The sequence below is a fragment of the Streptomyces sp. NPDC048825 genome, assembly GCF_043198355.1.
Taxonomy (GTDB): domain Bacteria; phylum Actinomycetota; class Actinomycetes; order Streptomycetales; family Streptomycetaceae; genus Streptomyces; species Streptomyces xiangluensis.
This window is the reverse complement of sequence record NZ_JBICUR010000003.1, coordinates 236,602-257,063: the sequence shown is the minus strand read 5'-3', so window position 1 is coordinate 257,063 and position 20,462 is coordinate 236,602. Positions and strand designations below refer to the sequence as shown.

Annotated in this window: 24 protein-coding genes; 9 read left to right on the top strand and 15 right to left on the bottom strand. The window is 69.9% G+C overall.

What is annotated here, in order from left to right; all coding sequences use genetic code 11:
- Positions 1-117 precede the first annotated feature (117 nt).
- Positions 118-1,014, top strand: a complete 897-nt coding sequence (locus ACGFNK_RS09805) for an alpha/beta fold hydrolase (protein ID WP_393413661.1) — start codon at positions 118-120, stop codon at positions 1,012-1,014.
- A 4-nt stretch (positions 1,015-1,018) separates the two neighbouring features.
- Here the strand turns inward: ACGFNK_RS09805 and ACGFNK_RS09800 are convergent, their stop codons facing one another.
- The gene (locus ACGFNK_RS09800; RefSeq protein ID WP_393413659.1) at positions 1,019-1,933 is read right to left on the bottom strand and encodes an NYN domain-containing protein; all 915 of its coding nucleotides are present in this window, start codon (positions 1,931-1,933) and stop codon (positions 1,019-1,021) included.
- Positions 1,934-2,143: 210 nt separating this feature from the next.
- Here ACGFNK_RS09800 and ACGFNK_RS09795 point away from each other — a divergent pair, with 210 nt between their 5' ends.
- On the top strand, positions 2,144-2,296 hold the full coding sequence (locus tag ACGFNK_RS09795) for a hypothetical protein (RefSeq protein WP_328768821.1): 153 nt from the start codon (positions 2,144-2,146) through the stop codon (positions 2,294-2,296).
- Positions 2,297-2,374: 78 nt separating this feature from the next.
- On the opposite strand, the gene ACGFNK_RS09790 is transcribed toward ACGFNK_RS09795, so the two are convergent.
- The 4 genes from ACGFNK_RS09790 to ACGFNK_RS09775 form a co-directional block, all read right to left on the bottom strand.
- Positions 2,375-2,980: a MarC family protein gene (locus ACGFNK_RS09790; RefSeq protein WP_344394089.1), complete on the bottom strand. Its 606-nt coding sequence runs from the start codon at positions 2,978-2,980 to the stop codon at positions 2,375-2,377.
- A 63-nt stretch (positions 2,981-3,043) separates the two neighbouring features.
- The gene (locus ACGFNK_RS09785; protein ID WP_393413656.1) at positions 3,044-3,910 is read right to left on the bottom strand and encodes a PHP domain-containing protein; all 867 of its coding nucleotides are present in this window, start codon (positions 3,908-3,910) and stop codon (positions 3,044-3,046) included.
- An 82-nt stretch (positions 3,911-3,992) separates the two neighbouring features.
- On the bottom strand, positions 3,993-4,634 hold the full coding sequence (locus tag ACGFNK_RS09780; RefSeq protein WP_393413654.1) for a DUF6758 family protein: 642 nt from the start codon (positions 4,632-4,634) through the stop codon (positions 3,993-3,995).
- A gap of 124 nt (positions 4,635-4,758) precedes the next feature.
- Entirely contained in the window at positions 4,759-5,355 is a 597-nt protein-coding gene (locus ACGFNK_RS09775; RefSeq protein ID WP_386342213.1) for a suppressor of fused domain protein, read from the bottom strand.
- 505 nt (positions 5,356-5,860) lie between these two features.
- On the opposite strand from ACGFNK_RS09775, the gene ACGFNK_RS09770 reads away from it, so the two are divergent.
- Positions 5,861-6,970: a magnesium and cobalt transport protein CorA gene (locus ACGFNK_RS09770; protein ID WP_386342215.1), complete on the top strand. Its 1,110-nt coding sequence runs from the start codon at positions 5,861-5,863 to the stop codon at positions 6,968-6,970.
- 64 nt (positions 6,971-7,034) lie between these two features.
- A complete protein-coding gene (locus ACGFNK_RS09765) occupies positions 7,035-7,553 on the top strand; it encodes a hypothetical protein (protein WP_393413651.1) in 519 nt (172 codons plus the stop codon).
- A 42-nt stretch (positions 7,554-7,595) separates the two neighbouring features.
- Here ACGFNK_RS09765 and ACGFNK_RS09760 read toward each other — a convergent pair whose 3' ends face one another.
- A complete protein-coding gene (locus tag ACGFNK_RS09760) occupies positions 7,596-8,348 on the bottom strand; it encodes a hypothetical protein (RefSeq protein WP_393413649.1) in 753 nt (250 codons plus the stop codon).
- A gap of 188 nt (positions 8,349-8,536) precedes the next feature.
- Between ACGFNK_RS09760 and ACGFNK_RS09755 the strand changes: the two genes are divergently transcribed.
- The 3 genes from ACGFNK_RS09755 to ACGFNK_RS09745 are packed head-to-tail and all read left to right on the top strand — an operon-like array spanning position 8,537 to position 11,568.
- Positions 8,537-9,823 carry a magnesium transporter MgtE N-terminal domain-containing protein gene (locus ACGFNK_RS09755; protein ID WP_393413647.1) on the top strand — a complete coding sequence of 429 codons (1,287 nt, stop codon included), beginning with the start codon at positions 8,537-8,539 and terminating at the stop codon, positions 9,821-9,823.
- A complete protein-coding gene (locus tag ACGFNK_RS09750) occupies positions 9,813-10,391 on the top strand; it encodes a DUF1003 domain-containing protein (protein ID WP_393413645.1) in 579 nt (192 codons plus the stop codon). Before ACGFNK_RS09755 ends, ACGFNK_RS09750 begins: the two co-directional genes overlap by 11 nt.
- Positions 10,392-10,434: 43 nt before the next feature.
- Entirely contained in the window at positions 10,435-11,568 is a 1,134-nt protein-coding gene (locus ACGFNK_RS09745) for an Mrp/NBP35 family ATP-binding protein (RefSeq protein ID WP_393413643.1), read from the top strand.
- A 78-nt stretch (positions 11,569-11,646) separates the two neighbouring features.
- Here the strand turns inward: ACGFNK_RS09745 and ACGFNK_RS09740 are convergent, their stop codons facing one another.
- The 5 genes from ACGFNK_RS09740 to sigE form a co-directional block, all read right to left on the bottom strand.
- Entirely contained in the window at positions 11,647-12,306 is a 660-nt protein-coding gene (locus ACGFNK_RS09740; RefSeq protein WP_393413641.1) for a hypothetical protein, read from the bottom strand.
- Positions 12,307-12,551: 245 nt separating this feature from the next.
- Positions 12,552-12,998: a sec-independent translocase gene (locus tag ACGFNK_RS09735; protein WP_393413639.1), complete on the bottom strand. Its 447-nt coding sequence runs from the start codon at positions 12,996-12,998 to the stop codon at positions 12,552-12,554.
- Between the two features lie 179 nt (positions 12,999-13,177).
- Complete coding sequence (locus tag ACGFNK_RS09730) at positions 13,178-15,166, bottom strand: trypsin-like peptidase domain-containing protein (RefSeq protein ID WP_393413637.1); 1,989 nt, start codon at positions 15,164-15,166, stop codon at positions 13,178-13,180.
- Between the two features lie 139 nt (positions 15,167-15,305).
- Positions 15,306-16,256, bottom strand: a complete 951-nt coding sequence (locus tag ACGFNK_RS09725; protein WP_393413635.1) for an anti-sigma factor family protein — start codon at positions 16,254-16,256, stop codon at positions 15,306-15,308.
- The gene (sigE, locus tag ACGFNK_RS09720) at positions 16,253-16,954 is read right to left on the bottom strand and encodes an RNA polymerase sigma factor SigE (RefSeq protein WP_165341134.1); all 702 of its coding nucleotides are present in this window, start codon (positions 16,952-16,954) and stop codon (positions 16,253-16,255) included. Before sigE ends, ACGFNK_RS09725 begins: the two co-directional genes overlap by 4 nt.
- Positions 16,955-17,167: 213 nt before the next feature.
- On the opposite strand from sigE, the gene ACGFNK_RS09715 reads away from it, so the two are divergent.
- Positions 17,168-17,866, top strand: coding sequence for an O-methyltransferase (locus tag ACGFNK_RS09715; RefSeq protein ID WP_393414403.1), 699 nt, complete (start codon positions 17,168-17,170; stop codon positions 17,864-17,866).
- Positions 17,867-18,008: 142 nt separating this feature from the next.
- On the opposite strand, the gene ACGFNK_RS09710 is transcribed toward ACGFNK_RS09715, so the two are convergent.
- Together ACGFNK_RS09710 and ACGFNK_RS09705 are read right to left on the bottom strand one after the other, a co-directional pair.
- Positions 18,009-18,176: a DUF3117 domain-containing protein gene (locus ACGFNK_RS09710; RefSeq protein WP_003966491.1), complete on the bottom strand. Its 168-nt coding sequence runs from the start codon at positions 18,174-18,176 to the stop codon at positions 18,009-18,011.
- A 142-nt stretch (positions 18,177-18,318) separates the two neighbouring features.
- Complete coding sequence (locus tag ACGFNK_RS09705; RefSeq protein WP_393413633.1) at positions 18,319-18,447, bottom strand: hypothetical protein; 129 nt, start codon at positions 18,445-18,447, stop codon at positions 18,319-18,321.
- A gap of 96 nt (positions 18,448-18,543) precedes the next feature.
- Between ACGFNK_RS09705 and ACGFNK_RS09700 the strand changes: the two genes are divergently transcribed.
- Complete coding sequence (locus tag ACGFNK_RS09700) at positions 18,544-19,359, top strand: enoyl-CoA hydratase/isomerase family protein (protein ID WP_393413631.1); 816 nt, start codon at positions 18,544-18,546, stop codon at positions 19,357-19,359.
- Positions 19,360-19,440: 81 nt separating this feature from the next.
- Here ACGFNK_RS09700 and ACGFNK_RS09695 read toward each other — a convergent pair whose 3' ends face one another.
- A complete protein-coding gene (locus tag ACGFNK_RS09695) occupies positions 19,441-20,022 on the bottom strand; it encodes a DNA-3-methyladenine glycosylase I (RefSeq protein ID WP_393413629.1) in 582 nt (193 codons plus the stop codon).
- Positions 20,019-20,369, bottom strand: coding sequence for a DivIVA domain-containing protein (locus tag ACGFNK_RS09690; protein ID WP_393413627.1), 351 nt, complete (start codon positions 20,367-20,369; stop codon positions 20,019-20,021). The genes ACGFNK_RS09695 and ACGFNK_RS09690 overlap by 4 nt, the downstream gene beginning before the upstream one ends.
- Between the last annotated feature and the right edge of the window lie 93 nt (positions 20,370-20,462).

The following is a 20,462-nucleotide window of genomic DNA, read 5'->3' as shown; positions in this document are numbered from 1 at the left end:
CCTCTCTCCGACGGCCCGGCCCCAGCACTTGGGGCCGGGCCGTTGCCGTTGCCGTAGCGCGCAAAGACCGCCCGCCCCGCAACCCGCCCGACAGCTTCCCCAGATAGCCTCCTCCTCATGAGCAGGCCCGCCACCTTTGTCCCGCCGCCCGGCGCCCGTGCGTACCGGCTCGGCACCGCGCGCGGTGAGTTCGCCGTGATCGACGCCCCCGTGGCAACCGGCGTCGAAGCGAAGGGAACCGCGCTTCTGCTGCCAGGGTTCACCGGCAGCAAGGAGGACTTCATCTCCCTGCACGAACCCCTGGCCGCGGCCGGATACCGGACCGTCGCCGTGGACGGACGGGGCCAGTACGAGACGCCTGGCCCGAGAGACGACGAAGCCCCGTACGCGCAGGGCGAGTTGGCGCGGGACGTACTCGCCCAGGTCGACACGCTCACCGACACACAGCACGAACGGGTCCACCTCGTCGGCCACTCGTTCGGCGGACAGGTCGCCCGGGCCGCCGTACTGCTGGACTCCACCCGCTTCCGCTCGCTCACCCTCATCGCCTCAGGGCCGGCCGAGATCTCCGCCTCACAGCAGCTGCGCGTCAAGCTGCTGCGGGACGCGCTCGCCGTGATGGACATGGCGCAGGTCTGGGACGCGATCCAGGCACTGGAGCCTCCGGAAGACGCGGCCGACCAGCAGGACCTGGACGCCGGACTCGACGACCTCGAAGTGCTCAGACAACGCTGGCTCGGCAACAGCCCCGCTCAACTCATCGCCGCGGGCCGCCAGTTGTGTACGGAACCCGACCGTGTCGCCGAACTGGCAGCCGTACGGATCCCCTTGCACGTCCTGTCGGGCGAAGAGGACGGCACCTGGCCGGTGCCTCTCCTCGACGACATGGCCGTACGCCTCAAGGCCCACCGCACGGTCGTATGCGGAGCCGAGCACTCCCCCAACACGGATTGCCCCGTGGAAACGGCCGAAGCCCTGGCCACCTTCTGGCAGCGCACCGACCAGACCGAGTAGAGGCTCAGTACTGAGCCTGCAAGTGCCCCCAGAACCCGTCCCGCAACGCCCGCCGCAGATCCGCCTGTCCCCGTAGCGAGTACTGCAGCAAGCCCTCCGCCTCCACCAGCAGATCCTGGTCGACAGGCCCGGGCAGATACGGATGCCCGGGCAGCAGGTCCGCCAGCGCCTCCCGCCCTCGCGCCCCCAGCCACTGTGCGGCGATCTGTGCTCCCACGAACCGCACGTCCTCTCGCGTGGGCCGCGCCCCCGCCGAGGCTTCGTACGAGGCGGCGGTCCGACGGGAGACGTACGGCTTGAAGAACTCCAGATCGAAGGTCCGCTGGCTGTCGACCTCCCAGAGCAGCGGCTCCGCCTGGTTGCGCCCCTCCGGCGCCTCGATGCCCCAGAGGTGGACCCGGGCCCCGTACCCCTGCGCCGCCTCTACCGCGGAGACCAGGTCCTCGTCGCCGCCGATGAGTGCGGCGTCACTGATGGCGCGGTGCCTGGCCAGTGACTCCAGGTCGCTGCGGATCAGGGAGTCGACGCCCTTCTGCTGGTTGTTGGCGTTGAGGTTGCCCAGCCGGACCTTGACGTCGGGCAGCTCGGCGATGGACTGCTGCTCCGCCGTATGGATGCGGCGGCGCGCCCCGTCGTACCAGTAGACACGCAGCAGCCTGCTGTCCGCGAAGATCGTGCGAGCCCTGTCGATGAGCGCCTCGATGAGGCCCTCGGCGTCCAGATCGAAGGCCCGGCGGTCCTCCGTACCGGCGACGAGCCGCCCCGCGGCGGCGTACAGATAGCCTGCGTCGACGAAGATCGCATGGGTCGACGGCGTCTTCGCCACCTCGGCGAGCATGCGCAGGAGCAGCTCGTTCGTGCGGTCCATACGCGCACCGAGGGCGGCCAGTGCGTCGCTTCCCGCGAAGTCGTCATTCATATGCGCCTCATTGTCGCAGCACGTCACTGTGTGAACACAAGCGGTCCACTACCGGCAAGTAATTAGGCGTTCGAAAAATTTATTTAGCGTAGGGAATGTTTGTAACTGGCATCCCGTTGACTCGTTGGGGAACCCAGGGCACAGACGCCCCATGTTCCGCCCTCCAGTAGTTCTCCTTCAGGAGGATGACCAGACGAAGGGAGAAGCCCTATGCGCTTCGAAATCATGCGCCTCGACGACGTCGACGGCACCGCCGTGGACACGACCGTCGTGGACGCCGCCTCCGTCAACCGGATCGTGCAGCAGGCCGCCGCCATCGGCCAGCGCATCCTGATCCGCCCGGCCGAAGCCCCGGCCTCGTAACGCGCGGACGCCCGAGAGCACACTTCAGAACCCCGTACGGCATCGATGCCGTACGGGGTTCTGCGTGTTCGGCTCCGCTCAGCTCGACTGGATCACCTGCGTGACCCCGTTGATGATCTGCTGCACGGCGATCGCGGAGAGCATCATGCCGGCGAGCCGGGTCACCAGGACGACCCCGCCGTCCTTGATGACGCGGATGATCAGCAGCGAGTACCGCATCACCAGCCACAGCACGACGTGGATGGCGAGGATCGCGGTCCACACCGCCACCTGAGGCGCGACGCCGTCGGCCTTCTGCACCGCGAGGATGACGGACACGATCGCGCCCGGTCCCGCGAGCAGCGGCATGCCCAGGGGTACGAGGGCGACGTTGACGTCCTTGGTCTGCTTGGGCTCGTCTGTCTTCCCGGTGAGCAGATCGAGGGCGATCAGCAGGAGCAGCAGACCGCCGGCGATCATCAGCGCGGGCACGGACACATGCAGGTAGTTCAGGATCTGGTGCCCGAGCAGCCCGAACACGGTGATCACAGCGCCGGCCACGCAAACGGCCTGGAACGCCATCCGCTTCTGCACCCGCGCCGGCCGTCCGGACGTCAGCGCGAGAAAGATCGGGGTGATCCCCGGGGGATCCATGATGACGAAGAGGGTGAGGAAGAGTGAGCCGAAGACGGCGAGGTCGAACACGGTGAGCCTTGGTGTGGGAAGGGGTGCGACAGGGAGGGGCAGAGCCTCTGGGACAGGAGAGGGTCAGAGGCCCGCGGCCCCGCCCGCACCCGGTACCGGGAACGCCCCGGTAGCCCGCCGCGTGATCTCCCCGTAGATCTCGGGATCCGTGGTGAACTCCCCGAGCACACACGTCTTGCGGCTGCCGTGATAGTCGCTGGACCCGGTCGCCAGCAGCCCCAACTCGGCCGCCAGGTCCCGGAGTCGGGCCCGGGCCGCCGGGTCGTGGTCCATGTGGTCGACCTCGATCCCGTCGAGTCCGGCCGCCGCGAGCTCGGCGATCGCGGACTCCGGCACGACCTGGCCCCGCTTGGCCGCGGCGGGATGCGCGAAGACGGTCACGCCGCCCGCGGCCTTGACCAGCCGGATCGCCTCGAAGGGGTCCGACTCGTGCTTCTCGACGTAGGCCCGGCCGCCGTCGGCGAGCCAGTCGGGCGTGAAGGCGTCGGAGACGCTGGGCACGACGCCCAGCTCGACCAGCGCGGTCGCGATGTGCGGCCGCCCCACGGACCCGTCGCCCGCGATCCGCGCCACCTGCTCCCAGGTCACCGGCACGCCCAGCTCCTGGAGCTTACGGATCATGCCGTGGGCCCGCGGCACCCGGTCGTCGCGTACGAGCTCGCGCTCGCGCAGCAGATCGGGCTCCTCGGGATCGAAGAGGTACGCCAGCATGTGCAGGCCCACGCCGTCGAGACGGCAGGAGAGCTCGGCTCCGGTGACGAGAGTGAGGCCTTCCGGAACCGCGGCGATGGCCTCGGCGTATCCCCGGGTGGTGTCGTGGTCGGTCAGCGCGACGACGTCCAGACCGGCCGCGGCGGCATTGCGCACCAGCTCGGCGGGGGTGTCCGTACCGTCGGAAGCCGTGGAGTGGGTGTGCAGATCGATGCGCACGTACGAGGACTCCAGGCTCTGACCGGGCGGAAGGGGACACTCCAGAGTAACGGGAGCCGCACCCGCCCCCGCCCTGAGCCCCCTAGGGCTCCAGGATCCGCGGCGACAGCGCCCCGCACGGCAGCAGGTCCACCTCCGCGCCCGCGTCCCGCAGGTCGGTCAGTACCAGCTCGTCGTACATCAGCAGGCCCGACTGCTCGGGCCAGACGACCGCCCACAGCCACAGGCCGCGCGCCTCTCCGGCGAAGACGGCGCGGTCGTCGGGGGTGCCGGAGACCAGCCAGAGGGGGGTCGGGCGGCCCGCCGCGAGGACCTTCGCCTGGGCCGGCTTCTCGACGTTCATGTACGGGCCCGGGTCCGGGCCCGCGACTCCCGCGTACCGCGCACCGAGGCCCACGCCGAGCTCCTCGGCAACGAGCACCAGCTCTCCTACACCGCCGAGCGGGCCCGGGCCCGAGCAGGCCACGGCGGTGGCACGGCCGCCGCTGCGGTCGTCGCCCGCGAAGGCCGCACCCGTGAAGAGCCAGCCGACGGGCAGCGGCCAGGGCATCCACACCGGCACGCGCGCACGGTGCACCACGACGCTGAGGGCCTCGACGCTGGGCGGGATCACGGGCTGCAGCGGGTGCACAGGGCCGTGCACATCACACTGCCAGGAGTCGGCAAAGAGTCCGGGAGCCCTGACCCGGCCACCACACTTCGGGCAACTGGGTTCGCCCCTCATAGGCCCCAACGGTCCTCCCCGGCTGTCGCCGCGTCAAGGACGATCACCCGTCCGGCGAGCCACGTCGCCGCCGACTGAACGAGTGTGACATTCCCAACTGGACGAATCCAGCGGACGGTTGGGTTCAGTCGAGAGATACGGATTTGCGCAGCGGATCGCGCAGGTCGGTTCCGCCGGTGAGCCAGCGCTCCCGGAGGGCCTGCGCGCCGTGCACCCGCTTCCACGCCGCCTCGTTCGGCGTCATCGGGAGCAGCGGCAGAAAACGTACGGGATCGAGGGGCTCGTCCAGGTCCAGGTCCTCGACGAGGCCGCCCGGCTCGGCGACCAGTACGGAGGTGAACGGGGCGCCCGGCCACAGGGGTTCGCCGACGTCCAGCGAGGCTCCGGGGGCCACGACCAGGCCCTCGACCTGCGGAGACGCTGCCAGTACGGCGAGTGGGCGGAGCACCTTGTCGGTGTCGGCGACGCCCGCGCGTACGGAGAGGACCAGCTCGGCGCGCGGGCCCTCGATCGGGTCGGCGAGGGCCGCCGTGGGGTCCGTCATCGGCTGCGCGGACATGCCGAGCGTGGCGTAGCGGACGATCTCTTCCCCGGCGGCTCCGCCGCTGAAGCGGAGCACCTCGATGCGGTCCGTGCCGAGGAAGGTGACCGCGGCGCGCGCGTCCGGTTCGCCCAGCGCGGTACGCAACCGGGCCTCCACCAAAGGAAGAACATCAGCCATATGGCGAGCATATGCTGCGTCTTTTCGGGGGGGTTCTGCCCGGTTCCCGGGAGCGGCAAGGCCAAAGAGGCGGCTTGACAGGCCAGTCGGCTGATAGTCTTGGCCGCTGGTCGGGGCAGCACGCAGAAGCGTCGCTCTCCAGTCCCGACGCGCGACACTCCCCTACGGGGGATGGATCTCCCCTACGGGGGACCGGCCGGAGGAGGTGGGGCTCCATGGATCGAAGTCGACCGTGTAGTACTACCCGCTCTTCCGGCTGCTGAGTTCCTCACAATCCGAGCTCTACTGGCTGCCGCCTCCCGTACTCGCGTCATGCGTGTCGGTGCACGACGGAAGAGCACTTCGTTTTTGCCTGATCTGTCTGATCTGTATCAGTAGCGAAGCTGCCACCGCGACGGTGCGGTGCTCCCCGCTTTGCGGACGCGCCAAACATCCTCAGTCAGGACGTCCCCATTCCGGGCAGTTCCAACCGTTGCCGGGCGGCTCGTACGCGAAGGAGCCTGCCATGTCGATGATCCGAGACCTGCGCGCAGCGGTCCGCCCCTCGCTGCACAAGGACAGCGGCACGTACGACAGCACCCGCGAGGCCGGGACGAACTCGGCTGTCGTGGACTGCGCCATCTACCGCGACGGCGCCCGTGTCGCGTTCCCCACGACCCTCACGCCCCATGAGGCGATGCTCCAGGTGCGCCGTGACGGCGGCTTCGCCTGGATCGGGCTGCATGAGCCGACGGAGGACGAATTCGCCGTCATCGCCAGCGAGTTCGGGCTTCACCCGCTCGCCGTCGAGGACGCGGTGCACGCCCACCAGCGGCCCAAGCTGGAGCGCTACGACGAGACGCTGTTCACCGTCTTCAAGACCATCCACTACGTCGAACACGACGAACTCACCGCCACCAGCGAGATCGTGGAGACCGGCGAGGTGATGTGCTTCACCGGACGGGACTTCTTCATCACCGTTCGGCACGGCGGGCAGGGCTCGCTGCGGGCGCTGCGGCACCGGCTGCAGGACGACCCCGAGCTGCTCGCCAAAGGGCCGTCGGCCGTGCTGCACGCCATCGCCGACCATGTCGTCGACGGGTACATCGCGGTCGCGGACGCCGTGCAGGACGACATCGACGAAGTCGAGACGGCGGTGTTCTCGCCGGGGCGCAAGGGAGGCACCTCGCGCGGTGTCGACTCTGCGCGGATCTACCAGCTCAAGCGTGAGGTCCTGGAGTTCAAGCGGGCGGTGTCCCCGCTGCTGCGGCCCATGCAGTTGCTGAGCGAGCGGCCGATGCGGCTCGTGGACCCCGACATCCAGAAGTACTTCCGCGATGTCGCCGACCACCTCGCCCGGGTCCAGGAGCAGGTCCTCGGGTTCGACGAGCTGCTCAATTCGATCCTCCAGGCCAATCTCGCCCAGGCATCGGTCGCGCAGAACGAGGACATGCGCAAGATCACGTCCTGGGCGGCGATCATCGCCGTACCCACGATGATGTGTGGCGTCTACGGCATGAACTTCGACTACATGCCGGAGCTGCGCTGGAAGTTCGGATACCCGCTGGTGCTGAGCGTCACGGTGGGGATCTGCTTCGCGATCCACCGCACGCTGAAGCGCAACGGATGGCTGTGAGCCGGCCCGGGACTGCGGTGAGCGGGCGCGGCTCGATGTGAGCGGGCTGGATACCCTTGCTGCCATGACGGATGAGCTGCTCGACCAGGCCCTCGTCGAGGAGGCCACCAAGAAGTCCGCGCTCGTGTGGGTGCGAGGCGGTGGCGCACCGGTGCCGGACCGCGCGCTGTGGCATGTGTGGTTCGAGGGTGCCGTGTGCCTGGTCGGCGACGGGCCCGGTGAGCAGCCGCTGCCGGGGCTGGCCGACGGGGGCGAGGCGGTGGTCACCGTACGCAGCAAGGACAAGGGCGGGCGGCTTGTTTCCTGGGCGGCGAAGGTCGTGGAGCTGGCTCCCGGGTCCCCCGAGTGGGACGCCGCGGTCGCCGAGCTGAAGGGCAAGCGGTTGAACGCTCCGGATGGCGAGGCCATGCCGGAGCGGTGGGCTCGGGAGTGTCGAGTGCTTCGTCTGAAGCCGACGGGGGAGCTGGCCGCGTTGCCCGACGGCTCACTCGCGGCCTCGCCGCGGCCGACGTCCGCGACTACGCGGGAGCCGATCCCTGCGGGGGTGCATCGGCTGCTGTTCCGCGGGCGAAAGCGCCGTTAGCCGCGCCGGCAGATCGGTTCCACGCTGCGGGTGCGTGAGCCCTTACGACTCCGGCAGTTGCTGCCCGTAGTCCACCATCTCGTTCTTTGCCGGTTCTTCCAGGGGGAAGTCCTTGCCCCAGTCGGTCAAGCGGATCGTTCCCGCGCCGCCTGCTCGGGCCAGGAGCAGGGGGTAGGGCTTGCCCTCCAGGGAGACGTCCAGGGTGCCGCCGGAGCCCTTGTCTCCGGTGATGCGGATCGTGCGGATGCCGGAGCGTTCGTGGTGGCCGTCTGTGGCCAGGGTGCCGTGGAGGGTGAGAAGGCCGTCCAGGAGTACGTCCTTGTCGGTGAAGCCGCTGAAGCGCTGGTAGGCGGGGTCGCCCTGCGGGACCTTCACGAACAGGCCGTCGAGCTTTTCGGCGGCCTGTACGTCCGCGTCGCCCTTGCCGTCCTTGTCGTCGGCCCAGAAGTCCGCGTCTGCCTTCAGGAACAGGTGCTCGCCGACTCGCAGCAGCCGGAAGGTCGTGTCCTGCGTGGTGACGGAACCGGTGCCGCCGTCGGCCTTGAGGCGCATGTCGAGCTTGTACGTACGCCCGTTGCTGACGACCGAGCCGGAGAGGTGGACCGCGTCCGCTCCCCGGGCCGCACGGTTCGTCCTGTCCTGGATCTCTTCGGCGGAGAGCTTGCCGACCCCGTTGGTGCCCGCGTTCGGGTCCTCACCGCCGCACCCCGTCAGTCCAGTCCCCGTCACGACCAGTGCGCACATCGCGCTGATGAGTGCGGCCCGGTGGGTACGGCCCTGGGGAATTGCGGTCACGGGTGGGGGCGCCTCTCGTTCGGGAGTCCTCAACGGCGTACGGCAGCGTACCTGTGCCGTCTCCGCACTCCGGAGGCAGTCCGTCCGGGCTCACCGCCGGGGCGTGTCCAGTCGGGACGGGCTAGCCTGAAGCCCGCAAAAGCGGATATATCGATAAGAGATCCGTAAGGAGGGAGGAGGTGTGCGGCATGGCCGCAGGCGCTCCCCGGATCTACGTCTCGCATCTGACCGGCGTCGCCGTCTTCGACCCGAACGGCGACCAGGTGGGCCGGGTGCGCGATCTCGTCGCCATGCTGCGGGTGGGAAGGCGCCCGCCCCGGCTGCTCGGCCTCGTCGTCGAGCTGTCCACGCGCCGCCGCATCTTCCTGCCCATGACGCGGGTGACCGGCATCGAGTCGGGCCAGGTCATCACCACCGGCGTTCTGAACGTACGGCGCTTCGAGCAGCGGCCCACCGAACGGCTCGTCATCGGTGAACTGCTCGACCGGCGCGTACAACTCGTCGAGACCGGCGAGGAGGTGACGGTACTGGATGTGTCGGTCCAGCAGTTGCCGGCCCGCCGCGACTGGGAGATCGACCGGGTCTTCGTACGCAAGGGGAAGGGGAGCACCTTCCGGCGGTCCAAGGGGGAGAAGCTGACCGTCGAGTGGTCAGCCGTGACCGGGTTCTCGCTCGAGGAGCAGGGGCAGGGCGCCGAGAGTCTTCTGGCGACCTTCGAGCAGTTGCGCCCGGCCGACCTCGCGAACGTACTGCATCACCTCTCGTCCAAGCGGCGCGCGGAGGTGGCCGCGGCCCTGGACGACGACCGGCTCGCCGACGTGCTCGAAGAGCTGCCCGAGGACGACCAGATCGAGATCCTCGGCAAGCTCAAGGAGGAGCGTGCCGCCGACGTCCTGGAGGCGATGGACCCCGACGACGCGGCCGACCTGCTGGCCGAGCTGCCCGAGGAGGACAAGGAGAGACTGCTCACGCTGATGCGCCCGGACGAGGCGGCGGACGTACGGCGGCTGATGGCGTACGAGGAGCGGACCGCCGGCGGTCTGATGACGACCGAGCCGATCGTGCTGCAGCCGGACGCGACGGTCGCCGATGCGCTGGCCCAGGTTCGCAACCCCGACCTCTCCCCCGCGCTGGCAGCCCAGGTGTACGTGTGCCGTCCGCCCGACGAGACGCCGACCGGCAAGTACCTCGGCACGGTGCACTTCCAGCGGCTTCTGCGCGACCCCCCGTACACGCTGGTCAGCGCGCTCCTCGACGACGTTCTCCAGCCGCTCGAACCGGAGGCCCCGCTGCCGGTGGTGGCCGGCTTCTTCGCCGCGTACGACATGGTCGCGGCGCCCGTGGTCGATGAGAGCGGGTCGCTGCTCGGCGCGGTGACCGTGGACGACGTACTCGACCACATGCTGCCCGAGGACTGGCGCGAGACGGAGTTCCATCTGGACGCGGAGACCGAGGGGGCCGCTCATGGTTCCTGAGCGCGACACCCGCGAGCGGGTCCCCGTGGGCGTCACCGGGCGCCCGCGCATCCGGCTCGACCAGCCGCTGCCGCCGCGCCGCAGGCTGATGCCCGAGTGGGACCCGGAGGCCTTCGGACGGCTGTCGGAGCGGATCGCGCGGCTCCTGGGAACCGGGCGGTTCATCGTCTGGATGACGGCCGTCATCATCCTGTGGGTGCTGTGGAACGTCGCCGCGCCCAGCGGCCTGCGTTTCGACGAGTTCCCGTTCATCTTCCTGACCCTGATGCTCTCGCTCCAGGCCTCGTACGCCGCCCCCCTCATCCTGCTCGCGCAGAACCGGCAGGACGACCGCGACCGGGTCAATCTCGAACAGGACCGCAAGCAGAACGAGCGGTCGATCGCGGACACCGAGTATCTGACCCGTGAGATCGCGGCCCTGCGTGCCGGTCTCGGCGAGGTCGCCACCCGCGACTGGATCCGCTCGGAACTCGAGGACCTGGTCAGGGGGCTGGAGGAGCGACGGCCCGACGGACGGGTCGTATTCCCGGCAGAACACCCGCGGGGACGTGACGTAGGCGACCGCTGACAGGCTTTTCGGGGGTGGGTGGAAGCGCCGTACCATCGTCCTTATGGCTACGGAAGACGCGGTGCGCGCAGCGCTGGCGACAGTGAACGACCCCGAGATCCAGCGACCCATCACCGAGCTGGGGATGGTCAAATCGGTGAACATCGGGGCGGATGGCGCGGTCGCGGTCACCGTGTACCTGACGGTCTCCGGCTGCCCCATGCGCCAGACGATCACGGAGAACGTGACGAAGGCGGTCGAGGCGGTCGACGGTGTCACCCGCGTCGACGTCACGCTCGACGTCATGAGCGACGAGCAGCGCCGCGAGCTGGCGTCCGCGCTGCGCGGCGGGCAGGCCGAGCGCGAGGTCCCGTTCGCCAAGCCCGGCTCCCTCACGCGCGTGTACGCGGTCGCCTCCGGCAAGGGAGGCGTCGGCAAGTCGTCCGTGACCGTGAACCTGGCGGCGGCGATGGCGGCGGACGGACTGAAGGTCGGTGTCGTGGACGCCGACATCTACGGCCACTCCGTGCCCCGCATGCTGGGCGCCGACGGTCGTCCGACCCAGGTCGAGAACATGATCATGCCGCCGTCCGCGAACGGCGTGAAGGTCATCTCGATCGGCATGTTCACCCCGGGCAACGCACCGGTCGTCTGGCGCGGCCCGATGCTCCACCGCGCGCTTCAGCAGTTCCTGGCGGACGTGTACTGGGGTGACCTGGACGTCCTCCTGATGGACCTCCCTCCGGGCACGGGCGACATCGCGATCTCGGTCGCGCAGCTGGTGCCGAACGCCGAGATCCTGATTGTGACGACGCCCCAGCAGGCCGCCGCGGAGGTCGCCGAGCGGGCCGGTTCCATCGCCGTCCAGACCCATCAGAAGATCGTGGGCGTGGTGGAGAACATGTCCGGTCTGCCCTGCCCGCACTGCGGCGAGATGGTCGACGTCTTCGGCACCGGCGGCGGCCAGACCGTCGCCGACGGCCTGACGCGGACGACCGGCGCGACGGTCCCGGTCCTGGGGAGCATCCCGATCGACGTCCGCCTCCGCGAGGGCGGCGACGAGGGCAAGCCTGTCGTCCTGACCGATCCCGACTCCCCGGCGGGCTCGGCCCTGCGCTCGATCGCGGGCAAGCTGGGCGGCCGGCAGCGGGGGCTGTCGGGCATGTCACTGGGGATCACACCGAGGAACAAGTTCTGAGGCCGGTACGAGGGTGGGGGCGCCGTTTCGCGAAACGGCGCCCCCACCCTCGTACCGACTGATCGAACCGCGTATCCGCTAGACGTACGCGGTGATGTCCTTGACCACGGAGAAACCCAAGCCGTACGCGCTCATCCCCCGCCCGTACGCGCCCAGGTGCACGCCCTGCGGCGTGGAGCCCGCGAGGACCCAGCCGAACTCGGACTCGCGGTAATGGAAGGACGCCGGAGTCCCGTCCACAGGGAGCGAGAGGCGGGACCAGTCCGGACCGGTCAGGTCGTCCGCGAGAACCCACGCCGTCTCGGTCTGCTGGTCCAGCCAGTCGTCGCGCAGGGTGTGGTCCATCTGGCCGGGCCAGGTGCAGTTCAGCAGTCCCACCCCCGCGAGCCAGGCCGCGGAGGACACCGAGGTGGCCTCCAGGAGCCCGGTGCCGTCGGCGCTGCGCCGCACGGGGTTGGCCGCGATGGTCACCACGACCGCGAAGCGCTCCTTGTCGTCCGTCGTCGACTCGCTGCGTACGGTCGGCTCGTCGCCGTGCCCGATCGAGCCGTGCTCGACGGCACCATCGGCCGCGGTGCCGACCTGCATCAGCCAGCGCGGTCCCGTGAAGGCCTCGTCGAGGCCGTACCACGGGAAGGGCGCCAGCAGGTAGCCGTCGACCGTGCCCCGGGCGGAGGGGACCGGTTGTCCGCCCTCCGCGTCCGACGCCTGCGCGCCTGCCCGACTTGTCGTCTCCATTGCCCGGACGCCTCCTCGCTCTCGTCGGACCGAAACGGCCCACCCCCCATCGGGCGTCCCTCCAGTCCGCACAACAACTAGGCAGGATAGCCACACGTCGAGAGGTAGCTGTGAAACCGGTCGGCGGGTGGGTCGGGTACCCGTCAGCTTGCGCCGCTGTGAGCAGGCAGAACTCGGTGGCGCGGGGGTCTTGGAGCTCGGCGGCAAACGGCTCGGGGGGCGTACGCCTCAGGTCGGCGTATGCCTCAGGTCGCGTCCGCGTCGAACGGGGGGCGCTCGGCCGGCTCGAGCTGCTCGCGCTTCTTCGTCATGTCGACGGTGCCGCCGGAGGCCGAGGAGGTGCTGGAGGAGGATGACGCGGACTCCGCCTCGCGGCCGTGCACCGCGTCCGTGACCTCGGCCATCTCCTTCTTCAGGTCGAAGCCGTTACGGATCTCCTTGAGCCCCAGGTCGTCGTTGTCCAGCTGCTTGCGGATGAACGTCTTGGGGTTGAGGTCCTCGAACTCGAAGTCCTTGAACTCGGGGCCCAGCTCCTCACGGATGTCCGCCTTGGCGCTCTCCGAGAACTCGCGGATCTTCCGAATGGTGCGCGTGACGTCCTGGATCATCTTCGGGAGCTTCTCCGGGCCGAAGACGAGCACGGCAAGGACAACGAGCGCCACCAGCTCGAGGGCTCCTATGTCATTGAACACCTTGCAGCTCCTTGGGATGTCCTCGGCCTCGGCGGGATTCTTCCGTGGTCCGGGCCGGATCCACGGTACCCGGCGTTCCTGTCTGTCCGGTACTGTCCCGGCGTCTTACTCGTGCCGTTGCTGTCAGTTCGTGATGGGTTCCTGTTGGTTCCCGTCGCTTGTTGTCCCCTCTGTGCCTGTCAGTCGCCGTCGGCGGAGCCGAGGACGAGGGTGACCTTCCGCTCCTTGCCGTCGCGCTCCACGGTCAGCTCCAGACGGTCGCCGGGGCGGTGGGCGCGGGTCTTGACGATGAGCTCCTCACCGGAGCGGACGGGCCGGCCGTCGACCTCGGTGATGACGTCGCCCGCCTTGATGCCGGCCCGGTCGCCGGGGCCGCCCTTGGTGACCGGCGGGTCGTCGCCACCCTTGGTGCCGACGCGGGCGCCGTCGCCCGTGTAGTCCATGTCGAGCCTGACACCGATCACCGGGTGCGTGGCCTTGCCGGTGTTGATCAGCTCCTCGGCCACGCGCTTGCCCTGGTTGATGGGGATGGCGAAGCCCAGGCCGATCGATCCGGACTGGCCGCCCTCCAGATCGGAGCCGCTGCCGGCGGAGCGGATGGCGCTGTTGATGCCGATGACGCGGGCCTTGGAGTCCACGAGAGGGCCGCCGGAGTTGCCGGGGTTGATCGGGGCGTCGGTCTGCAGGGCGTCGACATACGAGACGTCGCTGCCGTCGCCCGACTCTCCGCCCGCGGTGATAGGCCGCTCCTTGGCGCTGATGATCCCGGAGGTCACGGTGTTCTCGAGGTCGAACGGCGCGCCTATGGCCACCACCGGGTCGCCGACCTGGACGTTGTCGGAGTTGCCGAGCGGCAGGGGCTTGAGGCCGCTGACCCCGCTCACCTTCACCACGGCGAGGTCGTAACCGGTGTCGCCCCCGACCAGCTTGGCCTTGGCGCTCTCGCCTCCGCTGAAGGTCACGGAGATGTCGCCGCCCGCTCCGGCGGGCTCCACGACGTGGTGGTTGGTGAGGATGTGTCCGCGCTCGTCGAGCACGAAGCCGGTGCCCGTTCCCTGCGCCTCGGACCCGCTCACATGCAGGGTCACCACGCTGGGCAGCGCGCTGGCCGCGATCCCGGCCACGCTGTCCGGAGCCCGCCCCTTGGCCTCCGTCCCGGCCTGCGGCAGCTCTATGTCCTCGATCCCGTTCCGCTCGAGATACGCCCCTACGGCGCCGCCGAGGCCTCCGGACACCAGAGCGATGAGCACGGCTCCGAGAACCAGCAACCGCCTGACCCGTCTACGCCGGCTGCTCTTGCTGTCGACGACGGCCCCGTTCTGCTGGAGGGGGGCGGCCCAGGGGTCGTAGTGCTGCCAGGGATTGGAGGGTTGGGGTGCTTGGGGGGCTTGGGGGACTTGAGGGAACTGCGGGACTTGGGCTGGGGCTTGAGGGTGTTGGACTTGGGCTTGGGGATCCGGGGCCGGGCTCGTGTGGTGAGCTTGGACCTGGGCCGGGCGAGGGCCGGGCAGAACGGGCGCTGCGGGGGCGGGGGCGGGCACGTGGGTGCCGTGGGCGGGGTCCGTTCCAAGCAAGCCGCTGCCCTGGGCAGGGCCCGCTGCAGGCAAGCCGGTGCCGTGGGCAGTCGAGCCCGCTCCGGGCGCGGCAGTGCCGTGCGTCGGAACCGCGGCTCCGCCAGAGCCGTTCTGATGCGGCGGAGTCACGGCCTGTCCGGGCGCACCATGGCCGGCGGTCGCCCGGGGCGTGCCGGTGCCGTGCCCCGGTGTCGCCGCCGGAACGGCCGTACCCTGCGCGGGAGTCGTCCCCGGATGCTGCACCGGCGGCGCGGGCGCGTAGGGCCCAGGCTCCCCGTACGGAGGCGTGCTGTACGGATCCGGATCGTGCAGAGGCTTGGCCCGCCCACCGGGCGCGCGGTCCGCGGGCACATGGTCAGCACGCGTGCGGTCAACGGGCGCGCGGCCGGCAGACGTGCTTACGCCGCCGCGGACCTCGTCCGACGCGACCGGCGCGGCGCTCGCAGGCCGCTCCAGTTCGAAGTCGCCCTCGGCGTTCTCACGGCGGAGCCCGCTCGCGGCGTTCTCCGTGTGCCCGATCGGGGTCGGGGCGCCATCAGGCGTGGATGGATTCGTCCCGTCCTCCGCGGAAGCGGAGTGCTTCCCCTCGTCCATGCTCTCCCCACACCTGGCCCGCGACCCGGCACGTCGGCGGGCGCCGCGGATTGTCGACTCCGCGCCCCGGGTCCCTCCGGCGGGCGCGGCCCATCCCTGGATTCAACCAGGTTCACCAGCCGCCGCGCAGAGGGCCGGTTCAGCGGGCGGAGGGAGGCGAGGGCGAGGCAGACGACTCGGGCAGCGGCACGATGGCCGACAGCCCGGGCGTCGAGAACTGAGACGCCGTCGACCACGAGGTCAGCGTGACCGGCGGGGGCGTGTCGAGGGGACGTATGAGCGGGGACATCGCGGCGGCGCCGGCCACCATGGGCGCGGTCAGCGCATGCGGCGGACGCGAGTCCTGCTGCCCGAGCGGCGGGGGCGCTCCGGGCAGCAGCGGCGCGGACACCGCGGTCGGCGCGACCTGCTCCGCGGTGAATGAACGCTGTCCTTGTGCGAGCAGCGGCGCAAAGCCACGGCGGCGCTGCTCGGGTGTCGTCGACGCTCCCGTGCCCTGCGTACGCGCCGGGGTCACATTGCTGCCCGAGCCGGACCCGCCCCGTGCGTCCACGCTGTCGGGCACACCGGTCGACACCCCGCCGAGCGCGACCGCGGCCAGCGATACGGCCCCGGCCGCCACGAACGCGAAGCGCAGCCCGCGTGAGGCCGAGCGGTCCGCTTCCCGTCTGCTGATGTCATGGATACGGAACCCGCGCTGCTCCGAGGGCAGCACGGCGGCGTGCGGGCCGCTCGGCACGAACTCGAACGGGTCGTGCCGCACACCGAAGCCCGGGTCCTGCTTCACGCCGAAGGCACCGGACGAGCCGAAGCGTCCTCCGCTCAGCCGGGAGCCACCCCCGTCCCCGTCACTTCCCCCGGGCAGCCCCTGGAGGCGGGCCAGGAAGCTCTCGGACGGCGGGGGTGGAGCCGCTTCCGCGAATACGTTCTTCAGTCGTCGTTGCTCATCGGCCTCGGCCTTGCACTTCGCACAGGTCGCGAGGTGGGCCAGGACGCGCTCACGCGCCTCGTGACCGAGCTCTCCGTCCACCAGGGCGGAGAGTCGGTCTCCCAGGTGCTGCTCTGCCGGCGTAGGACGTGATCCACTCACGCGGTCGCGCCCCCTCCTCCCAGAGCGGGCACTCCGGTGACGACCAGGCCACGGCGCTCGGCGCGGGCCTCGGGCGACCGGTGGGCAAGGGCCTTGCGGAGCTGCGAGCGGCCGCGGTGGATCCGGCTGCGGACCGTGCCGAGCTTGACGCCCAGGGTCGCGGCGATCTCCTCGTACGAAAGCCCTTCGATGTCACACAGGACGACCGCGGCACGGAATTCGGGCGCGAGGGTGTCGAGTGCCTGCTGGACGTCCGCGTCGAAATGCGTGTCGTTGAAGACCTGCTGCGGTGATGGCTCACGGCTGGGCAGCCGCTCGGCCGCGTCGTCGCCGAGCGCGTCGAACCGGATGCGCTGCTTGCGGCGCACCATGTCCAGGAAGAGGTTGGTGGTGATGCGGTGCAGCCAGCCCTCGAAGGTGCCGGGCGTGTAGGTCGACAGGGAGCGGAAGACCCGGACGAAGACTTCCTGGGTCAGGTCCTCGGCATCGTGCTGGTTGCCCGTCAGGCGATATGCGAGCCGGTAGACCCGGCCACTGTGCATGCTGACGATCTCCTCCCAGGTGGGCGGAGTCCACGCCTGCGAGTCCGCGTCGGACGTGAAGGTCGCGGTCTGAGCGGAATCGGCAGCGCGGTACTTGTCAGCGGTGTCGGTCACGGATTTCGGCTCACCCGCAGATCTGAGCAGGCGCCTCAGCACCCCTCCTCGATCCCCAGGCGCAGCCGCACCTCCCCTGTCGGCTCTGGTGGTGTCCAGTGGAGCCCCTACCATAGCCACCTCGCCCGTTAGCTCCGGATAAGCGGTTTTACGAGAAATTGATACGCGCTTCCGCGATTGCGTCAGCACTTGCTCGGTGTCCTTGTCCATCGGCTACCCCCGCGTCGTTCCGCACCCCTCTAAACGCCCGGTCCCATCTGCGGGTTCCCGACGCCAACGGATACAGTCACGCCCAGGCAACCACGGGGACGGGAGAGGGCCATTAGCGGCAACCGGCAGACGAGCTGGGCGTTCGCCGACGCCTTTGTCGCCGAGGAGGACGCGCTGCGCTGGGCCCGGGACCGGGCCCGGGAGGCAGGGCTGCGCTCGGTGTCGCCCGGCACCGGCGCCGCGCTGCGGTTGCTCGCCGCCACCGTGGCTGCGAAGGCGGTGGCGGAGATCGGAACCGGAACCGGAGTCTCCGGAATTCATTTGCTGCACGGCATGCGGCCGGACGGTGTACTGACCACCGTCGACACGGAGCCGGAGCGCCAGCAGTTCGCCCGGCAGGCCTTCCGAGCCGCCGGCTTCGCCAGTAATCGCGCGCGCATCATTCCGGGCCGCGCCCTGGATGTTCTGCCCCGGCTGGCAGACTCCGGATACGACCTCGTCTTCTGCGACGGCGACCGCCTGGAATATCTGGACTATCTCGCTGAATCGTTGCGCCTGCTGCGCCCCGGCGGCCTTGTCTGTTTCGAAGGCGTCTTCTCCAACGGCCGGACAGTGGACTCGGGCCCGCAGCCGACGGAGGTACTGCGCCAGCGCGAGCTGCTCCGCACGGTTCGCGAGAACCAGGACCTGGTGCCTTCGCTACTGCCGGTCGGCGACGGCCTGCTGTGTGCGGTCAAGCGCTGAGCCGTCGCGCCGCCTTCCCGCCTTCACCAAGGACCTGCACGAACACCCTGGGCGCACGTCAGTCCCGTAACCCTGGAACGACAGCGCCCCGGCACCAACCGCGGTGCCGGGGCGACTCAACAACCTTTTCGTCGCTCCCGCGTCAGCCGACGACCTTCTTGAGGGCGTCGCCGAGCGCGTCGGCCTCGTCAGGGGTCAGCTCGACGACGAGTCGACCGCCGCCTTCGAGCGGAACGCGCATGACGATGCCCCGCCCCTCCTTGGTCACCTCGAGCGGGCCATCACCCGTTCGCGGCTTCATGGCCGCCATGCTCGTTCCCCTTCCTGAAACCAGCTCATCGTCGCCGACGGCCCCTTCGAGGGCACACGTCCTCTTGCAGGACACGCGTCACCGGCATCGAACACATTGCTTCCAAGCCATTATCCCGCATCTCAGGACCCGATGACCAACATCAGTCGGCATCGCTTGCGCAACGCGCTTGAGCAAAACCACTCAATTCGGCGATGTGACTGCGATACTGCGCCGCCGCATCGACTTTCGGGCGCCGGAATTCTTTGACGCAGGTCACATGTCTGAACACAGCCACTCCTCGTGATCTACGCCATGCTGTCCTGGGACGACCACGCAAACGACTACGAAGACGACGACGAAGCCGTGACACCGGAGGGGACCCACCATGGCCGACACCGTGCTCTACGAGGTGAGCGACGGACTCGCGACGATCACGCTGAACCGCCCCGAGGCGATGAACGCGTTGAACACCGAGACCAAGGTCGCCTTCCGGGACGCGGCGCAGGCGGCAGCGGCGGACGACTCCGTACGGGCCGTGCTGCTCACCGCCGCCGGTGACCGGGCCTTCTGCGTGGGCCAGGACCTGAAAGAGCACGTCGGCGGGCTGCTCGCCCTGCGCGAGTCGGGCGCCGAGCAGGACGGCGGGGGCGTCATGAGCACGGTGCGGGAGCACTACAACCCGACCCTGCGGGCCCTGACCGGCGCGGCGAAGCCCGTGGTGGCGGCCGTCAACGGTGTCGCTGCCGGGGCAGGTTTCGGCTTCGCGCTCGCCGCGGACTATCGCATCGTCGCCGATACGGCGTCCTTCAACACCTCGTTCGCCGGGGTCGCGCTGACTGCCGACTCGGGCCTCTCCTGGACGCTGCCGCGGGTTGTCGGGCCCTCTCGCGCCGCCGATCTGCTGCTCTTTCCGCGGAGCATCAGCGCGCAGGAGGCGTATGAGCTGGGGATCGCGAACCGTGTTGTCCCCGCGGGAGAGCTGGCCGCCGAGGCCGTGAAGGTGGCCCGCACGCTCGCCGAAGGGCCAACCCTGGCGTACGCCGCCCTCAAGGAGTCTCTCTCCTTCGCCCTGTCCCACTCCCTGGACGAGGCCCTGGAGAAGGAGGACGAGTTGCAGACGCGGGCGGGTGCTTCCGAGGACCACACGATCGCGGTGCAGGCGTTCGTCAACAAGGAGAAGCCGAAGTACCTGGGGCGGTGACGCTCTGTTGGAAGCTGCGGGTTCGTCGTAGCTGATCGCGCCCACGCGGCTCAGACGCACATTGATACAGCCCCGCGCCCCTTAAGGGGCGCTCCTGGCCACGCAATCTGCCAGGTGGTCGTCCACCAGGCCGCACGCTTGCATCAGCGCGTACGCCGTCGTCGGGCCTACGAAGCGGATGCCGCGCTTCTTCAGAGCCTTGGAGAGGGCCGTGGACTCGTCGGTCACCGCCGGGACGTCGGCGAGGGTCTTCGGCGCGGGGCGGGTTGTCGGGTCCGGCGCGTACGACCAGATCAGCTCGTCCAGCTCGCCCGGTGCCCAGTCCGCCAGCGCGCGCGCATTGGCTACGGTCGCCTCGATCTTGGCCCTGTTGCGGATGATCCCGGCGTCGGCGAGGAGCCGCTCCTTGTCGGCGTCCGTGAAGATGGCGACCTCGGCGATCTTGAAGTCGGCGAAGGCCGCGCGGAAGCCCTCGCGGCGGCGCAGGATCGTGATCCAGGACAGGCCCGACTGGAAGGCCTCCAGGCACAGCCGCTCGTACAGCGCGTCGTCGCCGTGGACCGGGCGGCCCCACTCCTGGTCGTGGTACGTCACGTAGTCCTCGGTCGACAGGGCCCAGGGGCAGCGCAGCGCTCCGTCGGGTCCCTTCAGTGCCTCGCTCACCGCTGGTCGTCCTCCCTGTGCTTGTCCAGGGAGACGTCCAGGTCCGCCCTGGCTCCGGCCAGCGCGGCCTCCAGGTCGGCGATCCGGGCGTCGCGCTCGGCCAGTTCGGCGGCGAGGCGGCCCAGGGCGTCGTCGACGTCCGTCATGCGGTAGCCGCGGACGGTCACCGGGAAGCGCAGCAGTTCCACGTCGCCGCGGTGCACCGGGCGGTCCAGGGGCAGGGGGTCCACGAAGCGCTCGGGCGGGGCCTCGGGGAGGGCGGTGCTGTCGCCGCCGCCCACCACGGAGAGGGTCACCGCGCCGACGACCACGACGAGGGCGACGACCAGGAACAAGAACATGAACATCGCTGCGGTCCCCCACGCTCTGCCGCCGGCTGCCGCCGGCTGTTGCCGACGCGGTACACGTCGACGCGGAAAGTGTCAGGCTCCGATCGTGCC